Genomic DNA, 19,349 nt, shown 5'->3' on the forward strand with positions numbered 1-19,349 from the left:
GCCTGATGACATCATCCCCGTTTATGGACGGCCTGATTGTCATCATCGCCCTCTTGTTCTTTGTTCCATCCATCGTCTACGGGCGGGTGGCCGGAACCTACAAAAATGAGAAAGACATCTGCGCCCAGCTGGGCGATAATATGTCAGCGATGGGTGGATATATCGCCCTTTCCTTCGCGGCGGCACAGTTTATCAGCTATTTCAACTACACGAAGATGGGAACTGTCCTGGCCTTAAAGGGGGCGGAGGCGCTGGGAGCGGCCGGAGTGGGCGGCCCGGTGCTGATGATACTCTTTGTCCTCTTTGTGGCCGTGATTAACCTGCTGATGGGCTCGGCCTCCGCCAAATGGACCATTCTGGCGCCGGTGTTTGTTCCTATGTTTATGCTGCTGGGCTACTCCCCGGAGCTGACCCAGGTGGCCTACCGCATCGGAGATTCCTGTACCAACCTGATCACCCCGCTGATGTCCTACTTTGCCATGGTGGTGGTATTTGCCAAAAAGTATGACAGGGAATCCGGCATCGGAACCCTGATTTCCACCATGCTGCCATACAGCCTGTTCTTCATGATTGGCTGGGCGGTGCTGCTGGTGATCTGGATGGTTTTCGGCCTTCCACTTGGACCGGGAGCCGGTTTATTCGTGTAGGCAGCGTGTTTTTCAACATTTTCGACAAAAATTTACAGGATTTTTGGAAGATATTCCATTTTCTTTTTGTTTAAAATAGTATATTATGGTAACAATCATTTATGGATGATGAAATCATATATTTAAAACGAAAGGAGTGATGCGAAAATGAATAGACATGAAATCTTACTACGTACACAAAATGATATTGTAAATTTTGTTAATAAGATTGCGCAATATCCTTTCAGTGCCGATTTACTGTGTGGAAGCCATGTGGTGGATGCCAAATCCCTTTTAGGAGTTCTGGGATTCGGGATGGGGAAAGTCCTGACACTGCAGGTTTATGGCGACGACAGCAGCATGCTGATGTCAGACATCTCAGAATATCTGGTTGTAAGGTAAGCGTAGACGATAAAAATTGAACTCATAAAGTACGGGTAAAGCCGCAGATACCGTTAAACTGTCGACGGACAGTCAGGTTTCTGCGGTTTTATTGTGCAATTTCACACAATTAACAAAAGTTAGATGAATTGTAAGATTTATTCAATTGACATTATCTGGAATTTATGATTTTTTCGATGAAACTGTCAGATATATTGGACGGCTGATTAAATATCATACATAATTTACAGGAGGATGAGCTATGGAAGGCAATAACAACAACGTAACAGACAATGGTGGTTTTGGCTGGGGTCTCTTAGGCTTTTGTATTCCAATCGTAGGATTAATTTTATTCCTGGTTTGGAAGGGCGAGAAACCGAAGACTGCTAAGGCAGCTGGTATGGGTGCATTAATATCCGTTATCATCGGCGTCGTATTCTATATTTTAATGTTCGTAGTTATGGGTATCGGCGCAGCAGCCATGTATTAATCGATGGGAAAGTTCCTGCGCATCCTGTTTGGATGCCATGCGAGAGCGGACCGTTCATTTTTCTATCACGGAAAGCAATTCCCAATCTGTGCCAGATGTACCGGCGAATTAATAGGAATCCTTGCGGGGATTCCTATTGTTATATGCTGGGGCTATGGCAGCGTGTGGCTGATGCTGCTTCTCATGGCGCCCATGGTGGCGGACGGACTGCTTCAGCTTCTGACGCCCTATGAGAGCGGGAATTACCGAAGGCTGGTCACCGGAATTTTGTTCGGGATAGCGCTCATATTCTTTTTCATTCATTTTCACCGGACCTGTGTGCGGATTGCCACGGAAATCCTGAAGCTGCTGATTGATGACCCGGAAAAGGCAGAACGCGTCATGGCCCGTTTTATGTAAGACAGACAAAACAGAAACACACTCTATCGCCGGAGAATTTCTCCGGGAAATAGAGTGTGTTTTTTATTGGGATAAATCTTGGGCAGCCGGTTACAGACTCAAATCCTTGCCGCCGTTTACTTTGTTGAATATTAACAGTGACACCACCGTCAAAGCGGTCAGTATTGTGGACAGAGCCGCCGCGATGCCGTAGTTGCCGCGGACAACCTCCGTATACACCGCCACGGTCAGCGTCTTGGTTCTGCCGGTATACAGAATGATGGCCGTGGACAGCTCGCTGATCATGGTAACCCAGCTTAAGATTGCGCCGGAGACGATTCCGGCCGTCATCATGGGTACGGTGACCTTGAAAAATGATTTCATCTTCGAGGCACCGAGGGAGATGGCCGCTTCCTCGATACTCATCGGAATCTGCTGCAGGATCGCCACCGAGGAGCGGATCGTATATGGAAGCCGCCGGATTACGAGGGCGACAACCATGATCAGCATGGTACCGCTTAACATGACAGGCTTTTTATTGAAGCCGGTAAGAAGCGCAATACCGAGAACGGTGCCGGGCACGATATAAGGAATCATGGAAATGATATCCACTGTGCTGGTGAGCGCGTTCTTTCTGCGGACGACTAAGTAGGCGATCATGATCGCCAGCAGGACTATGATGACGAGGGCGCAGATCGGGATGATAATCGTGTTCTGAATACTCCGTCCCAACTTTCCAAACGCGGAAGCGTAGCTTTCCAGCGAGTAGCCGGGGACGAAAATCTTTCCTTCCGTCTTCTTGAAAGAGGTGTAGCTGACGTATATCTGGGGCAGAATCGCGATTCCCACGACCAGATAGGAGGCCGCGTGAGCCAGGAAGCCGGCCAGCCCTTTCGGCGCCTTCTCCTCAATGGGATGCAGGGCGTTTAAGGAAAATGCGTTCTTATTGGACACGTATTTCTGCGCCAGGAAGACGACAGTGGTGACGACGATGGCGATAACCGCGATGGCCGCCGCAAATCCGTCGTTGCCGCCCACCTCGTTGATGAACTCCGTATAGAGGACGACCGGAAAGGTACGGTACCCTTCGCCGATCAGCATCGGTGTTCCAAAGTCCGCGAAGGAACGCATGAATACCAGCAGGGCCGCGGCCAGAAGCGTTGGCATGATTAACGGAATGACAACCTTGAAAAAGCACTTAATGCCGGAACAGCCCAGGTTGTTAGCCGCCTCCACCAGGGAATTGTCGATATTTTTGAGCGCGCCCTTGGCGTAGAGGAATACCAGCGGGAACAGCTGCAGCGTCATGACGAGCACGATCCCGCCGAAGCCGTAGATATCCGGTATGGTGATTCCGATATTCTTGAAAAATGTAGTGATGACACCGCTTCTGCCCAACAGAAGGATCCAGGAGTAAGCGCCGATAAACGGTGCGGACATGGATGCCACGATGATCAGGATGTTCAGCAGAGATTTTCCTTTTATCTTATAAATGGAGAAGATATAGGCTAACGGCGTTCCAATCGCAATGGACAGAACCGTCGCCGCGATGGACACCTTAAAGCTGTTGAACAGGGTGTTGAAATAGTAACTCTTAGAAAAGAATTTGGTAAAGTTGGCCATGGAGAACTGGCCTGTTTCGGCATCTATGACAGACTGCTGAATTAAGTGGGCCATAGGATAAATCAGAAACAGGGCATAAACTGCGATGGTGCACAGCGTGATGATTCCCCATATGTCCAGCCGGAATTTGCTATTATCCTTCATAGAATGCCTCACTCCTTACGAGATTTACACTGCCTTCCTTGTTAAAGACATTGATCTTATGCTTTTTCACCTGGAGCAGTACCCTCTGTCCCGGTTTCAGCTCGTCTTCGATGGAAGACTCCTCGACGATCTCCACCGTCTTCTGCCCGTCGTCAGTCTCCACGAAATAGTGTGTATTTAAGCCGAGATACGTATATTCCTTCACGACGCCGGAGATGCCCTCCGTTCCATCCGGGGAGATGACGAATTCCTCCGGGCGCACGGAGCATAAGACCTCCTGGCCGGCCGTCTGTTTTAAGCAGTCCATCTCCACCCGGTATCCGTTGCCGAAAACGATAGCGCCGTTCTCCACCCGGGCGGGAATGATGTTGGTTCTGCCGATAAAGGTGGCGACGAAGACATTCTTTGGTCTCTGGTATATGTCCTTGGGAGTGCCGACGTGCTGAATGACGCCGTCCTTCATGACTGCGATGGTATCGCTGATGGCCATCGCCTCCTCCTGATCATGGGTGACATAGACGGTGGTGATGCCGACATCCTTCTGGGTGTGGCGGATCACGCTTCTCATCTCCAGACGAAGCTTGGCATCCAGATTCGACAGTGGTTCATCCATCAGCAGAACGTCCGGGGTGATGACCAGCGCCCGGGCCAGCGCAACACGCTGCTGCTGGCCGCCGGAGAGCTGGTTGGGCATACGCTCGGCAAACTGCATGATCTGCATCAGATTTAAGTATTTATCTGTCTCAGTCTTTATCTTTTCTTTTTCAATCTTTCTGTTTTTTAAACCAAAAGCAACGTTGTCGCGTACCGTCATATTGGGGAATATGGCATAGTTCTGAAAAACCATGCCGATATTCCGCTTGCTGGGGTCCATATCATTGATACGGGTGTCATTGAAATAGATATCACCGCCCTCAATGGAGTTGAATCCTGCGATCATACGAAGAAGTGTGGTCTTACCGCAGCCGGAAGGCCCAAGGAGGGTAAAGAGTTCCCCGTCCCTGATGGTGGCATTTAAGTCCGGGATGACCGTGTTATTACCATACTTCTTAACTGCGTCTTTTATAATAATTTTACTCATCTTTAACCTCCGGCCCTCTCATTTACTCTACTTGGATGACTCTATGCTTGTGAAAATATCGGTATACTTGTTCACGAGCTCTTTCTTATGAGCGCTCACATACGGGATATCCTCTTCGATTACATGGATGTCAGACATTGGTGTCATGAAATCACTGGTTTTTGCGTCTTTTAATACCGGACGGTTGGTAAGGGTTGTTCCCCAGATATTCTGAACCTCCTCGCTGATGATGAAGTCGATAAACAGCTTTGCATTATCCATGTTCTTCGCACCTTTTACAATGGTTGCGGATGCCGGAAGATAAACACTGCCTTCCTTTGGATAAATAATCTTGACCGGAGCTCCGTCCTTTACAAGCTGCGCGCACGGATCTTCATAGGAAAGACCCACCAGATACTCGCCGTCCGCGACTCCCTTGTATACGCCTGAGGAGCTCTCGATGATCTTTCCGTCGATATTGGTAAAGAGATCTTCCACGTATTTCCAGGCTGCGTCGTCCTCATATCCGCCCATTGCCAGCAGAATGTTGGTCAGCTGCGCAAATGCGGAGGAGGAGTTGGCCGGGTCGGCCGTTGCGATCTTGCCCTTTAATTCCGGATTTAACAGATCGGCATAGCCCTCGACCTTGATATCCCCGATTAAGTCGGTGTTGACGATTAAGCAGCTGCCGTCGAGTACGTTGCCGGTGATGAAGCCGCAGGTATTCTTGTAGGCGTCGAGTACGCCGGAATCGTTAGGAGATACGTATGGTTCCCAGAGGTCTTCATTGTCAAATGCCAGGGACCAGGAGCCGCCGAAGAGTACGTCGGCGTACGGATCATTTTTCTCGGACTGGATTCTCTTGACCAGTTCTCCGGTGCCGGCCTGGATCACTTCCACGTCAACACCGTACTTTTCTTCAAACAGCGGGATTGTCGCGTTCATGAGTCCTTCGGAGTTGGGAGAGTAAACCACCAGCTTGCCGCCGCCCTTTTTCGCTTCCGGCTCTGCCGCCTTTGTATCGCCCGCTGCCTCGGTGCCTGCCTCTGCCTTCGGAGCCGCCGTTGTCGCCGGTGTGGAAGAGGAAGAAGAACAGCCCGCCAGAGCCGCTGCCGTCATCGTGAGCGCCATTGCCAATGCAATTGTTTTTTTCATAGTAAATCCTCCTTCGATTGTTGTTTGTATCTCTATTTTAGTAAATATGCATAAAAGATAATACCTGAATTTCCGAACAAACAGCAAAAATACCGAACACATCAGTGAGATCTGTTCGGTATTTTCGTATGTATCCGCTGTGTACAAGTTCAAATGCCTTTATATAATCTTTGTACGGTATTCTTTTGGGGAACAACCCATGTACTTCTTGAAGACGTAGCTGAAATACTTATAGTCCCCGATCCCGCATTTCCATCCGATATCGGAAATGGCATTCCCCTCGTCCCTCAGCATGGCCAGGGCCTTCTGGATGCGGTACCGGTTCAGATACTCGATAACGGTGGTGCCTAACGCCTTCTGGAACCGCTGGTTTAAATAGCGCTCCGAGTAATGCAGCTCTTCTTCCAGGTCGGCCAGCGCAATCTTCTGATCGTAGTTTCTGGCGATGAAATCGAGAATCTGAGAGGCGACCGGGTCCATGCCGCCCATGGAGTCCGGCTCCGGTATCAGAACGGAATGCTTCAGCTTTTCCCGGTCCTCCATCTCCCGGCGGAGAATTCCGATATTTTTCAGTTCCAGGGCCGCCCGTTCCAGCGCTTCCTTCATTTCCTCCATATCCAGGGGTTTTAATACATAATAGGAGACGCCGTTTCGGATGGCTTCCCTGGCATACTCAAAGTCGGAGTAGCCGGTCAGGATGATGGCGACGTAATCATAGGCACATTTCGTCCTGGCGATCATCTGGAGTCCGTCCTCCACCGGCATGTTGATATCGGTTATGACGATGTCCGGGTTCCGCTCTGCGATCAGAGCGCCGCCCTCTTCCCCGTTTCGTGCCTCCCCGACGACACTGCAGTTAAATTCCTCCCACGGCACGGAGTTTTTGATTCCTCTACGGATGATGTCCTCATCCTCTACCAATATTACACTGTACAAGGTTTCCTCTCCTTATTTTTTAATCTGATATCCACCCGGAAATATTCCCCTTCCCGGCTGTCTATGGTCATCTCGCTGTTGTCCCCGTATTCCAGCACAATGCGCCGGGCCAGATTCTGGAGGCCGTTGTGCTCAGTTTTCAGTTCTTCCGATTTTAACATGGCCCGCAGGGTCTCCAGCGTGGAGCGGGGAACGCCTGGGCCGTCGTCCTCGACGCTCAGATAGAGGTAGTCTTCCTCACACCATCCGCGTATGGCGACACGGATTTCCATCTTCTTCTTAAAACCGTATTTAATGCTGTTCTCGATGATGGGCTGTAAAAGCAGCTTCGGAACACGGTATCTCATGCACTCGTCCGCAAGGGCGGTCTCGCAGAGAAAACGGTCTCCGAACCGGGTCCGCTGGATATAGAGGTAGTCTTCTATATATCGCATATCCTCAAGCAATATGACATCCTGCTTCGTGTTGTTGATGCTGTAGCGCAGAATATGCGTGAATTTCTCGATGAGGTGAGCGGCTTTGTCGGGCTCCGACATGATCAGGTACTTGATGGTGTCCAGTGTGTTATAGATAAAATGAGGATTGATCTGGGTCTGTAGGTTGCTGATCTCGATCATGCTGTTTAAACGGATTAAATCGGTGTTGCGCGTGTTCAGATCGTTGATGCTCTTAACCATGCGGTTGATCTGGCTGGCGATCTCCTCGAATTCATCTCCGGTATGGATTTCGATCACATGGCCGCTGTCGCCGTGGCGTATGATTCTCATCTCATCGGCCAGCATGCCGACCGACCGGGCATTCTTTTCCGCCATGAGCTTGGAGAGCCTCAAGGTCATGATAAACCAGATCACGCCCAGAAACACGATGGTCAGGATACCGATGGTAAGATAGAGCACATTTTTCGGGTAATAGATAAAGGAATAGAGAAACACGCCCTCATCCTTCATAAAATGGGACGAAAGGAGATACCGGTTTCCGTGAAGGAAGACCATGCGCTCCTGTGATTCATTTCTGAATTTATTGGTATTCCGCTCCGGCAGAAATCCCTCCCGGGAGCAGAAGATGATATCCCCGTTTGCGGTGGTGATGATGTTGTCGTACTGATAATCGGAAAACAGCCGGGCCCAGTCATGGCCGTTTAAATAGGCGCCCACGAACCCGATAAGTTCGCCGCCGCGGTAAAGGGGTTTGGAGAAGACGTATTCCGAGGTGTCCCCGGTAAAATAGTAAACGGTGTGATAGAGGTCTGGGCCGTTTTCGGCTGTGTTGTCGCAGACAATGCCGTTAAATGCGATCCGGTGCAGGTTCATATCATCGGCGCCGTAGCTGGTATAGACGATATTCCGGTCCCGGTCTGCCAGAATTAAGTTCAGGCGGATCGGGCTGTCTACATTGTACTTGCTTAAGGAGTAATGCACCTCGCTGCCATTCGTCCCATCCTCGATGCACCGTGTAAAAAAGGAGTCATTTTCCGTGTCGTTCAAGTAGGAATCCGTGGCATAATAAGCCGTTTGAAAGGTGCTGGTCAAAAATTCAATGTGTTCCTGCACATTAAACCTGGTGTTTAAATAGTTAATCCCGAAAATGGCGGCTGAAAAAAACAGGCATCCGATGAAAACCAGGAAAACAATATTTCTGGTTGCCGCTTTTTCCAGCTGTTTTTGAAAAATAGTCTGTTCCCGTTTCTGTTTTAATGCCATGGCGGCCTCCCATCAAAGGGCCTGCGGACAGTAACGGTCCGCAGACAGATATACATACATGAAGTATAGCACAAGAATAAAAGGGTGTACACAAGCGGCGTCCAAATCTATTTGAGTAAAAAAATATCGACTTAAGTAAAATGGAGAAAATATCACGTTTTGTAACCGGTCTGTAACTGAGCGCCCCTATAATCAGAAACCGGACTTCAATGGAAACAGGAGGAAATGGATGAAAGGATATTCGTATTTAAAGAGGGCGTTTACATGGCTGCTTACGGTTGTCATCACAGTATCGTATGTGCTGCCAGGGACCGCGGTAACGGCATGGGCGTCAGAGAAAGAGGAGGCGGGAGAGTATCCCCTGCTGGGCTATATAGATGACATCACCGTTCTGTTCGACGGAAAAGAAGCGGCGCCGGGAGATGAATTCAGTGATCTGGATCCGGAGCAAACGTATGTCGTATCGGCCTCGTACCAGAGCGGCGACATTGCGGAAGCGCTGCTTGACGGAGCGCTGGCGGCGGGAGTGGAATATAAGATTCCGCTGCCGGATGTATTTCCGGTTTCCGGCAATCAGGAAATGCTGGAGCTTGTCCTGAAGAAAAATGAGACAAACGCGGAGCTGTATGACCGCCTTGGAGAAAACAACCACGTGATAGGAACCGTGACCTTCACCTTCCGTCAGGCGGTGCCGGCCACGGCTTCTGACAGTACTGCCAGCCACGGCAGCTTCGCGTCTGTGCGGTTCAACCGCTCCTTTGTTGAAAAGATTCAGCGGCTTAACGGGAGAATACAGCAGAAGAAGGCATCTCCGTCGGTGGCCACGGTCTCCCAGCTGTCGGACGACGAGCCGGACGAGGACATCATCGAGGTGAGCAACATCTGGTTCTCCTTCCGGGTATCGGGAAGTGTGGAATGGAGCGATATCTGCAGTAAGGATGTGTATGAGACGGTTCTTCCATTTGAGGGCTTCGGTGACATTTCCCTTCAGTTTCAGGAGCCTGTTCTGGATAAGAAGGAGCAGATAAAGATATCAAAGGAATTTTCCTTCCGGGACTCGAGAGGAGCCGCGGTCTGGGAGATTACCGCAAAGACCACAAATGGTGCAAAATTTCCGGAGGGCACCGTGATCCGTGATATCTACAGCGACAATTCTGTCTGGCTGGAGGATGAGGTAACGGTCGCTTCAGACGGGAAAGCACTTGATACTGAGGACTATGCAATCGAAGCGATACCGGAAATACACGGTTTTGCGGTGACGTTCCTCCGGGATACGGTATCTCCGGTGACCATGACCGTAAAGACAAAACCGGTTATGGATCTGGACGCTGCCGGCGCCGTCGACAAACCGGTGACAATTAAAAATCAGGCCAGTATTACCGTCGGCGATCTGGCGCTTGATACGGCCGATCAGACATATACCTATCCGGCGGCATTGCTGCAGAAAACGGCCGGGGAGATGAAAAACGGGATTCTGCCGTGGACGCTGACGGTGAATCCCGGAGGGGCATATCTGGAGGAAGGCTTTACCATTTCAGATGAACTGAATGAGAAACTGACTTATAGCGGCAGTTTCAAAGTGTATTCCTATGAGGGAAAAGACAACAGTTTGAAGCTGACTGAGCTTTCCGGACACGGAATCACGGACGCCTACGATGAAGAGAGCAGGGTATTAAGCTTCGATATACCGGAAGGGCTTGATATCCCCCTGAAAATAGTATTTGAGACTGCGTATCAGGAGGGATTAAACGGAGGCGAAACGATCACCAACGTGGCGACGGCCTATGTGGCAGACCATGTGATCCGCTCGAAGCCGGCAGCAGGCAGTATCCCGGGCGGCCAGGTCCTCTCCAAAGAGGGAAAATGGGATGGACGTCAGATTACCTGGTCCATCCATATTAACAAACAGGAAATGCCTCAGAATCACGTAATCATCACCGATTTGCTTCCAGTTGGGCAGGAATTTACCGGAACCGTCACAGTCAGTGACGAAGGACAGCCTGGCGGAGTGGTGGAACTCTATCGTTTCGGTGGTGAGGAACCGGAGAGTACCATGGCGGTGGAGCTGGAAGGAAAGGAAAGGAAAGGAAACACAGCTTACCTTTACCCACGGGATCGTGGAAGAGGACGGGGACGATAAGGGAAAAGAGTACTTTACCATTGATTTTGGTGAAGATTTCGTGATGGAAAAAGCCCATGTCGTGACTGTACACACCTTTTTAAACGGGCGGGACAACGTAACAGGCAACCAGCAGCGGGCATACGTAAACCATGTGGAGCTGGAAGCCGATGAGAAAAAGATCGTCATGGATTACGATGGCAGCGTGAAGCTGACGCCGCCCGTTGTACTCAAGAAGACGGGGGCCTATGACGGCAGTACCCAGAAGCTTAACTGGACCATAGAGGTCAATGGGGGAGAGTTTTTACGCAAGGGCTACGTGTTGAAGGACTGTCTGGCACAGCCCCATGCCAACAGCGGCTCCTACCCGGTTGCGGATGGTGGGAAGCTTAAGGACCACACCGATATTTCTTCAGTCAGGATTGAAGTGAGGGAAAAAAGCAGCCCGGATGGACCAGCGTCGAAAACCTGGCATACGGTGCTGGATACAGAGACGGGAACCTGGAATCCCGCAGCAGTTTCCGAAGGCTTTGAACTCACGTATCAGACAGGAAGCTACGAAGCATTAAAAGGAGCCGGGCCGGTAACGGATGGAACCGTGGTAGATTCCGCGGAAGCGGTGGAAGAAATGATCCGGAATATCATGAACGATGGAACGCCGGAAGTACTGGCATTTTCCTTCGGCGATATTGATCAGTATTTCAAGGTGACCATAGGAACCACATTCAGGAAGACTGCGGGTGAAACCATCAATCATCACGATGAGATTTCATACAGAAACCGGGCGGAAAGCTGGTACGAGGGGCTGAAGGGAACGATCGGAGCGGATGGACTTTATCAGTACAAGGGCATACGCCATGTGATCGATTTCCGGAAGAGTTCCAAAGTGGAAGGCAAAGATGCCATTCTGTGGAATATCAATATCAACGACGATAAGTTCCCGGTGGATATAGAAAATGACTGTGACCATGCGTCGTTTGGACTTGCGCCGGGACTCTGTATCACGGATACGCTTCCCCGTGGAATGGAACTTAAAGACGGCCGGATCACCGTAAAAAAGAGCGGCCAGGAAATAACAATGACCGAGGGTGTTCATTACGTTCTCATCGGGGAGCCGGGAGAGCAGACGCTGATTATCCACATTCCGGCTGAGTTTAATGAGGAGGGCCAGGCGCGTCTGGCAGATTCCTTTGTCGTGACATACCGCACGCAGGTGATGACGCTGGAGGGAATGCTTCTCAATACGCCGGTGGTCTATCAGAACGCGGCGAAATGGAGTTATAACCAGTACGTTTCGAAGGAGACCTCCAGTTCACAGAAGATCATCATGTATGATATGTCCGCCGATGCCGGAGGCACGGGAACCGGACTGAAAAAGGCGGAGATAACAAAGTATAAGGCCGATAAACACGGAAAGAACCGCGTAATATTCCCGGGAGTGGAATTTACTCTGGAAAAGAAGGTTGACGGAAGCTGGGTGAAGGTGACTGCGGCCAGAACCGGAGACGATGGAAAAGTGAGCTTCGCGGCTCTGAATCCCAAGACCGAATACCGGATCCGGGAGACGGGCGGTTACGAGGGATATGAACCGTCAAACGATGTTCATGTCGACTTTTCAAAGGGAAATTTCGCGGAGGACGTGATCAATTATCCGATTGATGAGGAGCCGGAAACGCCTCCAGAGACGCCGCCGGTGACAGAGCCGGAGACACCGCCAGTGACGGAGCCGGAGACGCCGCCGGAGACAGAGCCGGAGACACCGCCGGTGACAGAGCCGGAGACACCGCCGGTGACAGAGCCAGAGACACCGCCAGTAACAACACCAGAGACCACACCGCCAGTATCCCCTGAAACACCGGAAAACGGGGGCGGGAGCAGTCACGGGAACAGTCATAATTCCGGCGGCAGCGTACCGAGGCCGGGACAGACTGGTACCGTAACGGAGGGACCGGGATATACTGGCCATACGGAGACGATTCCGGATTCGGAGATTCCGTTAGCGGCAATGCCGACACCGGACTTACCGGGAAATACGGAGATTACCATAGACGATGGAAATGTGCCTCTATCAGGTCTGCCCAAGACGGGAGAGCGCAGACGGCCTGGCTTTAGCCTGTTTATTGCCGCCGGAGTACTTGGCCTGGCGGGGCTGGGACTGAGCGGCAGAAAGAAACGGAGAAATCGGACTGAGCGCTAGAGGAATCAGACGCATCAAATGAGTATAATACAGGGATCTGTGAAAGCAAATGCATACAGATCCCTGTATTTTTTATGCAATCAGGAAAGTATACCTGTTACATAAAAAGCCCTCCGGGAAGAATGCGCACTTCGCGCCAGGAAAATATGGCTGCTGAAGCAACCGCGCTCCGGCGCGAGCGTCCAGCTAGCCGGACGCTTTCTTTTATTTAGACTAAAAACCAGGCCATCCTATGAAACAGAAACTCTCCGGCGCCTCCAACCTGCAAATAAGGACACATTTTTTAATAAACCGAGACCTTTTTTTCTGCCTGATAATTCGATAAAATATGATTAGAAAATATCGGAGGGTGATACAAATGGAGAACTATTACCTTGCAGTGGACATCGGCGCCTCCAGCGGCCGTCATATCCTCGGCACAGTGAAGGACGGAACAATCAGTCTGGAGGAGATTTACCGTTTTGAAAACGGTATGGAGAAGAGAAACGGCCATCTCTGCTGGGATGTGGAATCCCTGTTTCACGAAATCAAGATGGGAATGAAGCAGTGCGCAGTGCAGGGAAAGATTCCGTGCAGCATGGGAATCGATACCTGGGCGGTGGATTTTGTTCTGCTGGACAGAGACGGACAGCGGCTGGGAGACGCGGTCGGCTACCGGGATGACAGGACGAAGGGCATGGACGAAAAGGTATACGAAGTCATTTCTCCGGAGGCCCTGTATGAAAGGACGGGAATCCAGAAGCAGATATTCAACACCATCTATCAGCTGATGGCGATGAAAGAGGAACAGCCGGAGGCACTTTCCGGCGCGGAGTCCCTGCTGATGATCCCGGATTACTTCCATTACATGCTGACCGGCGTGAAGAGACAGGAATATACCAACGCGACGACCACCCAACTGGTCAGTCCGGTGACGAAGACGTGGGACTATGAACTGATTCGTCAGCTCGGATATCCTGAAAAATTGTTTACCGAGCTGTCCATGCCGGGAACCGTGGTAGGGACGCTGACGAAAGCAGTGCAGGACGAGGTCGGCTTTAACTGCAAGGTGGTTCTTCCTGCGACCATGACACAGGCTCCGCGGTTATGGCGGTCCCGGTTCCGGAGAACGGGGAAAGAAAAGGCCATGAGACTGAAAAAACACATGATACGGACGGCGGTCTGTTATACATCAGTTCCGGCACCTGGTCCCTGATGGGTACTGAGTTAAGCGAGGCTGACTGTTCTGCAGAAAGCCGGAAGGCCAATCTGACAAACGAAGGCGGTTATGAGTATCGTTTCCGCTATTTGAAGAACATCATGGGTTTGTGGATGATTCAGTCTGTAAAAAAGGAGCTTGCTGCGGCCGGAGAAGAATATTCTTTCGCTGAACTTTGCCGCATGGCGTCCCATGAGACCATAAAGTCCATTGTGCCCTGCAACGACGATGTATTTCTCGCGCCGGAGAGCATGACGGAAGCGGTAAAAGCGTATTTAAGAGAATCCGGCCAGGAAGTACCGGAGACGGCCGGTGCGCTGGCGGCGGTCATCTACAACAGCCTGGCTCAGTGTTACAAGGAGACGCTGGAGGAGCTGGAAGCCATCACAGGCAGGACGTATCAGGCTGTGAATATTGTGGGCGGCGGTTCCAACGCAGAGTATTTAAACCAGCTGACCGCAAAGGCTACGGGGAAAACGGTATACGCGGGTCCGGGCGAGGCAACCGCCATCGGCAATCTTCTGGCTCAGATGATCAAAGCCGGAGAATTCCAGGGGCTTACGGAAGCGAGAGCGGCGGTTTACAGCTCTTTTGAGATCAGTACATATCAATAATGGAGGAACGAGGATGATACATAAATCATTTAAAATGCATCTGTATGAAGGTATGGCCGAAGAGTATGAGAGACGGCACAACCTTTTATGGCCGGAGATGAAGGACATGATCCATGAGTATGGCGGCCATAACTATTCTATTTTTCTGGACAGCGAGACGAATGTGCTCTATGGCTATATCGAGATTGAAGAGGAAGAAAAATGGGCGAAATCAGCAGACACGGCCATCAACCGCAAATGGTGGGACTATATGGCTGATATCATGGATACAAACCCGGACAACAGCCCGGTGAGTGTGGATTTAAAGCCGGTATTCCATCTGGACTGACCGGCGGTACAGATAAAATCAGAAAGAGGAGAATGATATCATGACAGTAAAAGAGAGATATGAAGCCGCAAAGGAAATTTACCGTGCAGCCGGTGTGGATACGGACGCCGCCCTGGAGGCCCTGAAAAACATTCCGGTTTCCATGCACTGCTGGCAGGGAGATGATGTAATTGGATTTGACGGGGCAGGCGCACTTTCCGGCGGGATTCAGGCGACCGGAAACTACCCGGGACGCGCAAGAACACCGGAAGAGCTGATGGCCGATATGGACGAGGCGCTCAGCCTGATTCCGGGAACACACAGAATCAACCTTCATGCAAGCTATGCCGTATTTGAAGAGGGCGAGTGGGCAGACAGAGACAAGCTGGAGCCGAAGCATTTTGCAAAATGGGTGGAATTTGCAAAGGAAAGGGGCCTCGGAATCGACTTTAACCCGACCTTATTCTCCCACGCGAAGGCGGAAAATGCCACATTATCCAGTGAAGTTTTAGAGATCCGCAAATTCTGGATCGACCATGTGAAGGCATGCATCCGCATTTCCGAGTATTTTGCAAAGGAACTGGGGACTCCATGTACCATGAATATCTGGATTCCCGACGGATTCAAGGATATTCCGGCGGACCGCACGGCTCCGAGAGCGAGACTGAAGGATTCCCTGGATCAGATCCTAGCCATCGATTACGACAAGTCCAGTGTGTTTGTGGCGGTTGAGTCCAAGGTGTTCGGAATCGGTATGGAAAGCTGTACGGTTGGTTCCCATGAGTTCTATATGAATTACGCTTCCAAGAATGATATTTTATGCCTGCTGGACAGCGGTCACTACCACCCGACAGAGGTTGTTTCCGACAAGATTTCTTCCATGCTTCTGTTCTTTGACAAGGTGGCTCTTCACGTGACGAGACCGGTGCGCTGGGACAGCGACCATGTAGTCTTATTTGACGATGAGACGAGAGCGATCGCGGGGGAAATCATCCGCGGCGGCGCAGACCGCGTCTTACTGGCCCTCGATTTCTTCGATGCCAGCATCAACCGCATCAGTGCCTGGGTTGTAGGCATGCGCAATATGCAGAAAGCGCTGTTAAACGCATTGCTTCTTCCGAACGCCAGGATGGCGGAACTTCAGAACAACAGGCAGTTCACGGAATTAATGATGCTTTCCGAGGAAATGAAGACCTATCCGTTAGGTGATGTATGGGATTACTTCTGCGAGCAGAACGGCGCCCCGGTTAAGGAAGCATGGTTTGAGGAAGTAAAGAGGTATGAGGCCGACGTTCTGGCAAAGAGAAGTTAAGGATGCAATGCGGCCTCCGTGCCGTTATGGAATAGAAAAAAACGAGAATAGAGAATAAAAATTACAAGAACAGAAAGAACAGGTGTAAATAAAATGAAAGTAACAGAAGCAGAATTTGTAAAAGGCTTTATCCGTCTCTGTGACGACGGTTTTAAACAGAACTGGCATGAAAGAAACGGCGGCAACTTGAGCTACCGCATCAAACCGGAAGAAGTGGAATCCGTGAAGGAAGAATTAACAGACACGAATCCATGGCAGCCGATCGGAACCAGCGTTCCGAAGCTGGCCGGCGAGTATTTCATGGTAACGGGAAGTGGAAAATACTTCCGCAATGTAATCCTTGATCCGGCGGCCAACAGCTGCATCATCGAGGTAGATGAGGCGGGAGAGAACTACCGCATCTGCTGGGGCCTGGTGAATGGCGGACGCCCAACCAGCGAGCTCCCATCCCATTTGATGAACCATGAAGTGAAGAAAGAAGTTACAAATGGAAAGCACCGCGTGATTTACCATGCGCATCCGACCAATGTCATCGCCCTGACCTTCGTTCTTCCGCTGGAAGACAAGGTATTTACGAGAGAATTATGGGAAATGGCTACCGAGTGTCCGGTCGTATTTCCGGATGGCGTCGGCGTAGTCGGCTGGATGGTTCCGGGCGGACGCGACATCGCCGTGGCCACCAGCGAACTGATGAAGAAGTACGACGTTGCCGTATGGGCTCACCACGGTCTGTTTGCCTCTGGCGAAGATTTTGATCTGACCTTCGGCCTGATGCATACCGTGGAGAAATCCGCAGAAATTCTCGTGAAGGTGCTTTCTATCCGTCCCGACAAGCTTCAGACGATCACCCCACAGAATTTTAGGGATCTGGCAAAGGATTTTAAGGTAACACTTCCGGAAGAGTTTCTGTACGAGAAATAAGAGGCCTGACTGCCATGGTGAGGTCGTGGGAGGCGCCTGGTTCCAGTCTTCGAACATGATTTTTATGAATCAGCTCATCCCCTTCTCCTGTGCGGGCTCCGGAACCGTTCCAGGGTTCGATGCAGAGAAACGGCGCCCTGTCCGGGTACACGGTCCAAAATGCAATCGTCTCAAAGTCCGGATAGGAAACCTCGACGCCACGGCCGCTTTCCCGATGGACGAGAGAGACCCGGCGTGAGGTGATTTCGGGAAAATAGAGGGCATTGTCCTGGAAGAGTTCCCTGGAAAGGGGAATGATACGGCCATGCAGTTCGTATCCGCTTCCGCCGGAGAGATATTCTCCCAGGAGACGGTCAAAGGGCATGGCACATGTGGACTCCTCTTTCTCAAACACAAGACAGTAGTCCTCGAAGACAGCGTCTTCCTCCATAGGACAGCAGAAGCCAGGATGGGCTCCGATGCAGTAATACAGGGCAGAGGAGTCCTTGTTGGCGACCCGGTATTTCAGGAGAAGGCTCCCATGCTGCAGCTCATAGGTCATCGACAGGCAGAAGGACCAGGGATACATGGTTTTTGTGTATTCGCTGTCCTGAAGAAGGAAGGACACGCTGCAGTCTGTCCGTGTGGTCCTCTGAAACTCCATATCCTTGCAGAAACCGTGCTTTGGCAGGCTGTATTCGCTTCCGTCTATCACGATCCGGTTGTCCCGGCAGCCTCCAACCACGGGAAAGAGGAGCGGTGAACAGCGGTCCCAGAAGCGCGGATCCCGCTGCCAGATGTATTCTTTCCCACTGCGGTCTTTTAAAGAAACAAGCTGTGCTCCTGCGCTGTCAATCACTGCGGTCAATTCTGAATTTCTAATTGTAGTCAACATAAATCTTCCCCATTTCTGTAAATTGATACGGATACTATACCATCCTTTTTGCTTGCCGGAAACAGGAATATCGAGTATGATAGTGATAGTGCTCCCGGGAGTACTATAGTCAGGAAAGGAGGCTTGTCCTATGCTTCGCATTGAAAACACCGGAAAATCTCAGATGAAATCCAGAAACAGGGTTCGCGTATTTCGCGAAATTTTAAATCATGAAGGCATTTCCAGAAAACAGCTGGAGAAGCGCCTGGGCCTTTCTGCACCGTCTGTCACGCGGGTAGTGGAGGAGCTGCTGCGGGAGGGGCTTATATGTGAGGAAGGCACTGAACAGACCCATATGGGACGCAGACCGGTTATGCTCTGCGTCAAAAAGAATGCCTATTACAGCGTCGGAATGAATTTAAGCAGATCGAGGCTTTACTACTGTATCAGGAACCTGGGAGGAGAACCGGTGCATTCCGGTGAGATAAGGCTTTTAGGGAAAACGAAGGGGGATCAGCTCTTAAGCCTGATGGAACATGCCGTCCAGGACTGCTTAGAGACTGCAGGTATTGAGAAGAAACACCTTCTTGCCATTGGTATTGCCTCCCGCGGAACGGTAAACGAAGGAAAGGGAAGCGTAATCTATTCACCCGACTCAGGAGAGGAGATCCATGTAAAGGAATACATGGGAGCGCGGTATGACTGTGAGATTCTCGTGGAAAATAACGTGATTGCCGACTTAAAAGGGCAGTATCTGGACTTGAGCGGTACCAACCGGAACCTGGTGTATCTCTACATTTCCGACGGCGTCGGAGGCAGCATTATCTGCAATGGCCAGGTGATCGACGGCGAGAACAGCATGGCAGGTAAGTTCGCCCACATCCTCGTGGAGAGCGGAGGAAGACGGTGCGCCTGCGGAAAAAGAGGACATTTGGAATCGTATGTGTCGAAGCCGGCCATGGAAGAGGCGTACTTTGAAGCCAGCGGGAAACGGCTGGAGCTGCCGGAGATATGCAGACTGGCTGGCGAGGGAGAGAAGGCTGCGGCCGCGGTCCTTAAGGATGCCATTGACAAGCTGGCGATCGGCATTAATCAGATTCTTCTGGTTGTGAACCCCGGAACGCTTGTGTTGTATGGCGATCTGTTCGAGAGCGTCGATGGGATTCTGGAGCGTTTGAAGCAGAAGACGAAGGAACTGGCCTTTACGGAGGAGATTGCCGACAACTGCTGGATGGTGAGAGAAACGAAAAATGTCCGCATTGAAGATAGCATTGCCAGACTGTCTGTGGAGCGGGCTCTGGAGATTATTGTCTAAACTCAATAAAAAAATATAAT

General features: G+C 50.9%; 16 protein-coding genes and 1 pseudogene. 11 read left to right on the forward strand and 6 right to left on the reverse strand.

All coding sequences use genetic code 11. From position 1 onward, the window contains the following. From ACLTD4_RS11695 to ACLTD4_RS11710, 4 genes are all read left to right on the forward strand, one after another. Window positions 1–647 (forward strand): AbgT family transporter (locus ACLTD4_RS11695; protein WP_412331323.1); only part of this gene is annotated, 647 nt, incomplete at its 5' end. Between the two features lie 147 nt (window positions 648–794). Continuing rightward, entirely contained in the window at window positions 795–1,028 is a 234-nt protein-coding gene (locus ACLTD4_RS11700) for an HPr family phosphocarrier protein (protein WP_006778566.1), read from the forward strand. A gap of 241 nt (window positions 1,029–1,269) precedes the next feature. Further along, window positions 1,270–1,497: a hypothetical protein gene (locus ACLTD4_RS11705; protein WP_006778567.1), complete on the forward strand. Its 228-nt coding sequence runs from the start codon at window positions 1,270–1,272 to the stop codon at window positions 1,495–1,497. 3 nt (window positions 1,498–1,500) lie between these two features. Further along, the gene (locus ACLTD4_RS11710; RefSeq protein ID WP_006778568.1) at window positions 1,501–1,896 is read left to right on the forward strand and encodes a DUF2085 domain-containing protein; all 396 of its coding nucleotides are present in this window, start codon (window positions 1,501–1,503) and stop codon (window positions 1,894–1,896) included. A 90-nt stretch (window positions 1,897–1,986) separates the two neighbouring features. Here the strand turns inward: ACLTD4_RS11710 and ACLTD4_RS11715 are convergent, their stop codons facing one another. The 5 genes from ACLTD4_RS11715 to ACLTD4_RS11735 all read right to left on the reverse strand — a co-directional run bounded on the left by ACLTD4_RS11715 (window position 1,987) and on the right by ACLTD4_RS11735 (window position 8,493). Further along, window positions 1,987–3,642, reverse strand: a complete 1,656-nt coding sequence (locus ACLTD4_RS11715) for an ABC transporter permease (protein ID WP_412331324.1) — start codon at window positions 3,640–3,642, stop codon at window positions 1,987–1,989. Then, window positions 3,632–4,723 (reverse strand): ABC transporter ATP-binding protein, encoded by a 1,092-nt coding sequence (locus ACLTD4_RS11720; protein ID WP_055653764.1) that lies wholly within the window; start codon window positions 4,721–4,723, stop codon window positions 3,632–3,634. The genes ACLTD4_RS11715 and ACLTD4_RS11720 overlap by 11 nt, the downstream gene beginning before the upstream one ends. 27 nt (window positions 4,724–4,750) lie before the next feature. Continuing rightward, window positions 4,751–5,857, reverse strand: a complete 1,107-nt coding sequence (locus tag ACLTD4_RS11725; protein ID WP_117621247.1) for an ABC transporter substrate-binding protein — start codon at window positions 5,855–5,857, stop codon at window positions 4,751–4,753. A 159-nt stretch (window positions 5,858–6,016) separates the two neighbouring features. Then, the gene (locus ACLTD4_RS11730; RefSeq protein ID WP_055653760.1) at window positions 6,017–6,793 is read right to left on the reverse strand and encodes a response regulator transcription factor; all 777 of its coding nucleotides are present in this window, start codon (window positions 6,791–6,793) and stop codon (window positions 6,017–6,019) included. Continuing rightward, complete coding sequence (locus ACLTD4_RS11735) at window positions 6,781–8,493, reverse strand: sensor histidine kinase (protein WP_117621246.1); 1,713 nt, start codon at window positions 8,491–8,493, stop codon at window positions 6,781–6,783. The genes ACLTD4_RS11730 and ACLTD4_RS11735 overlap by 13 nt, the downstream gene beginning before the upstream one ends. Before the next feature lie 229 nt (window positions 8,494–8,722). Here ACLTD4_RS11735 and ACLTD4_RS11740 point away from each other — a divergent pair, with 229 nt between their 5' ends. The 6 genes and pseudogenes from ACLTD4_RS11740 (at window position 8,723) to rhaD (ending at window position 17,161) form a co-directional block, all read left to right on the forward strand. Further along, window positions 8,723–10,633 (forward strand): hypothetical protein, encoded by a 1,911-nt coding sequence (locus ACLTD4_RS11740; protein WP_412331325.1) that lies wholly within the window; start codon window positions 8,723–8,725, stop codon window positions 10,631–10,633. A 1,315-nt stretch (window positions 10,634–11,948) separates the two neighbouring features. Then, window positions 11,949–12,809 carry a doubled motif LPXTG anchor domain-containing protein gene (locus ACLTD4_RS11745; protein ID WP_412331331.1) on the forward strand — a complete coding sequence of 287 codons (861 nt, stop codon included), beginning with the start codon at window positions 11,949–11,951 and terminating at the stop codon, window positions 12,807–12,809. 358 nt (window positions 12,810–13,167) lie between these two features. Further along, window positions 13,168–14,621 (forward strand): annotated as a pseudogene (gene rhaB, locus ACLTD4_RS11750) (rhamnulokinase). A gap of 13 nt (window positions 14,622–14,634) precedes the next feature. Beyond that, window positions 14,635–14,949, forward strand: coding sequence for an L-rhamnose mutarotase (gene rhaM, locus ACLTD4_RS11755; RefSeq protein ID WP_117621242.1), 315 nt, complete (start codon window positions 14,635–14,637; stop codon window positions 14,947–14,949). A gap of 40 nt (window positions 14,950–14,989) precedes the next feature. Continuing rightward, window positions 14,990–16,240 carry an L-rhamnose isomerase gene (locus tag ACLTD4_RS11760; RefSeq protein WP_117621241.1) on the forward strand — a complete coding sequence of 417 codons (1,251 nt, stop codon included), beginning with the start codon at window positions 14,990–14,992 and terminating at the stop codon, window positions 16,238–16,240. 93 nt (window positions 16,241–16,333) lie between these two features. Next, window positions 16,334–17,161, forward strand: coding sequence for a rhamnulose-1-phosphate aldolase (rhaD, locus tag ACLTD4_RS11765; RefSeq protein WP_055654392.1), 828 nt, complete (start codon window positions 16,334–16,336; stop codon window positions 17,159–17,161). Here the strand turns inward: rhaD and ACLTD4_RS11770 are convergent. Continuing rightward, entirely contained in the window at window positions 17,121–18,035 is a 915-nt protein-coding gene (locus ACLTD4_RS11770) for an aldose 1-epimerase family protein (RefSeq protein ID WP_117621240.1), read from the reverse strand. The two genes, rhaD and ACLTD4_RS11770, sit on opposite strands and share 41 nt — an antisense overlap. Window positions 18,036–18,165: 130 nt before the next feature. Here ACLTD4_RS11770 and ACLTD4_RS11775 point away from each other — a divergent pair, with 130 nt between their 5' ends. Then, entirely contained in the window at window positions 18,166–19,329 is a 1,164-nt protein-coding gene (locus ACLTD4_RS11775) for an ROK family transcriptional regulator (RefSeq protein ID WP_002602642.1), read from the forward strand. The last annotated feature ends 20 nt before the right edge of the window (window positions 19,330–19,349 follow it).

It is taken from the genome of Hungatella sp., assembly GCF_046966825.1.

Bases quoted from the DNA above. Each gene is read 5' to 3' on its own strand.
- ACLTD4_RS11770 (WP_117621240.1), bottom strand. From the start codon at position 18,035: ATGTTGACTACAATTAGAAATTCAGAATTGACCGCAGTGATTGACAGC.
- ACLTD4_RS11715 (WP_412331324.1), bottom strand. From the start codon at position 3,642: ATGAAGGATAATAGCAAATTCCGGCTGGACATATGGGGAATCATCACG.
- ACLTD4_RS11775 (WP_002602642.1), top strand. From the start codon at position 18,166: ATGCTTCGCATTGAAAACACCGGAAAATCTCAGATGAAATCCAGAAAC.
- ACLTD4_RS11710 (WP_006778568.1), top strand. From the start codon at position 1,501: ATGGGAAAGTTCCTGCGCATCCTGTTTGGATGCCATGCGAGAGCGGAC.
- rhaM (WP_117621242.1), top strand. From the start codon at position 14,635: ATGATACATAAATCATTTAAAATGCATCTGTATGAAGGTATGGCCGAA.
- ACLTD4_RS11760 (WP_117621241.1), top strand. From the start codon at position 14,990: ATGACAGTAAAAGAGAGATATGAAGCCGCAAAGGAAATTTACCGTGCA.
- ACLTD4_RS11745 (WP_412331331.1), top strand. From the start codon at position 11,949: ATGTCCGCCGATGCCGGAGGCACGGGAACCGGACTGAAAAAGGCGGAG.
- ACLTD4_RS11700 (WP_006778566.1), top strand. From the start codon at position 795: ATGAATAGACATGAAATCTTACTACGTACACAAAATGATATTGTAAAT.
- ACLTD4_RS11725 (WP_117621247.1), bottom strand. From the start codon at position 5,857: ATGAAAAAAACAATTGCATTGGCAATGGCGCTCACGATGACGGCAGCG.
- ACLTD4_RS11720 (WP_055653764.1), bottom strand. From the start codon at position 4,723: ATGAGTAAAATTATTATAAAAGACGCAGTTAAGAAGTATGGTAATAAC.
- ACLTD4_RS11735 (WP_117621246.1), bottom strand. From the start codon at position 8,493: ATGGCATTAAAACAGAAACGGGAACAGACTATTTTTCAAAAACAGCTG.
- ACLTD4_RS11705 (WP_006778567.1), top strand. From the start codon at position 1,270: ATGGAAGGCAATAACAACAACGTAACAGACAATGGTGGTTTTGGCTGG.
- rhaD (WP_055654392.1), top strand. From the start codon at position 16,334: ATGAAAGTAACAGAAGCAGAATTTGTAAAAGGCTTTATCCGTCTCTGT.
- ACLTD4_RS11740 (WP_412331325.1), top strand. From the start codon at position 8,723: ATGAAAGGATATTCGTATTTAAAGAGGGCGTTTACATGGCTGCTTACG.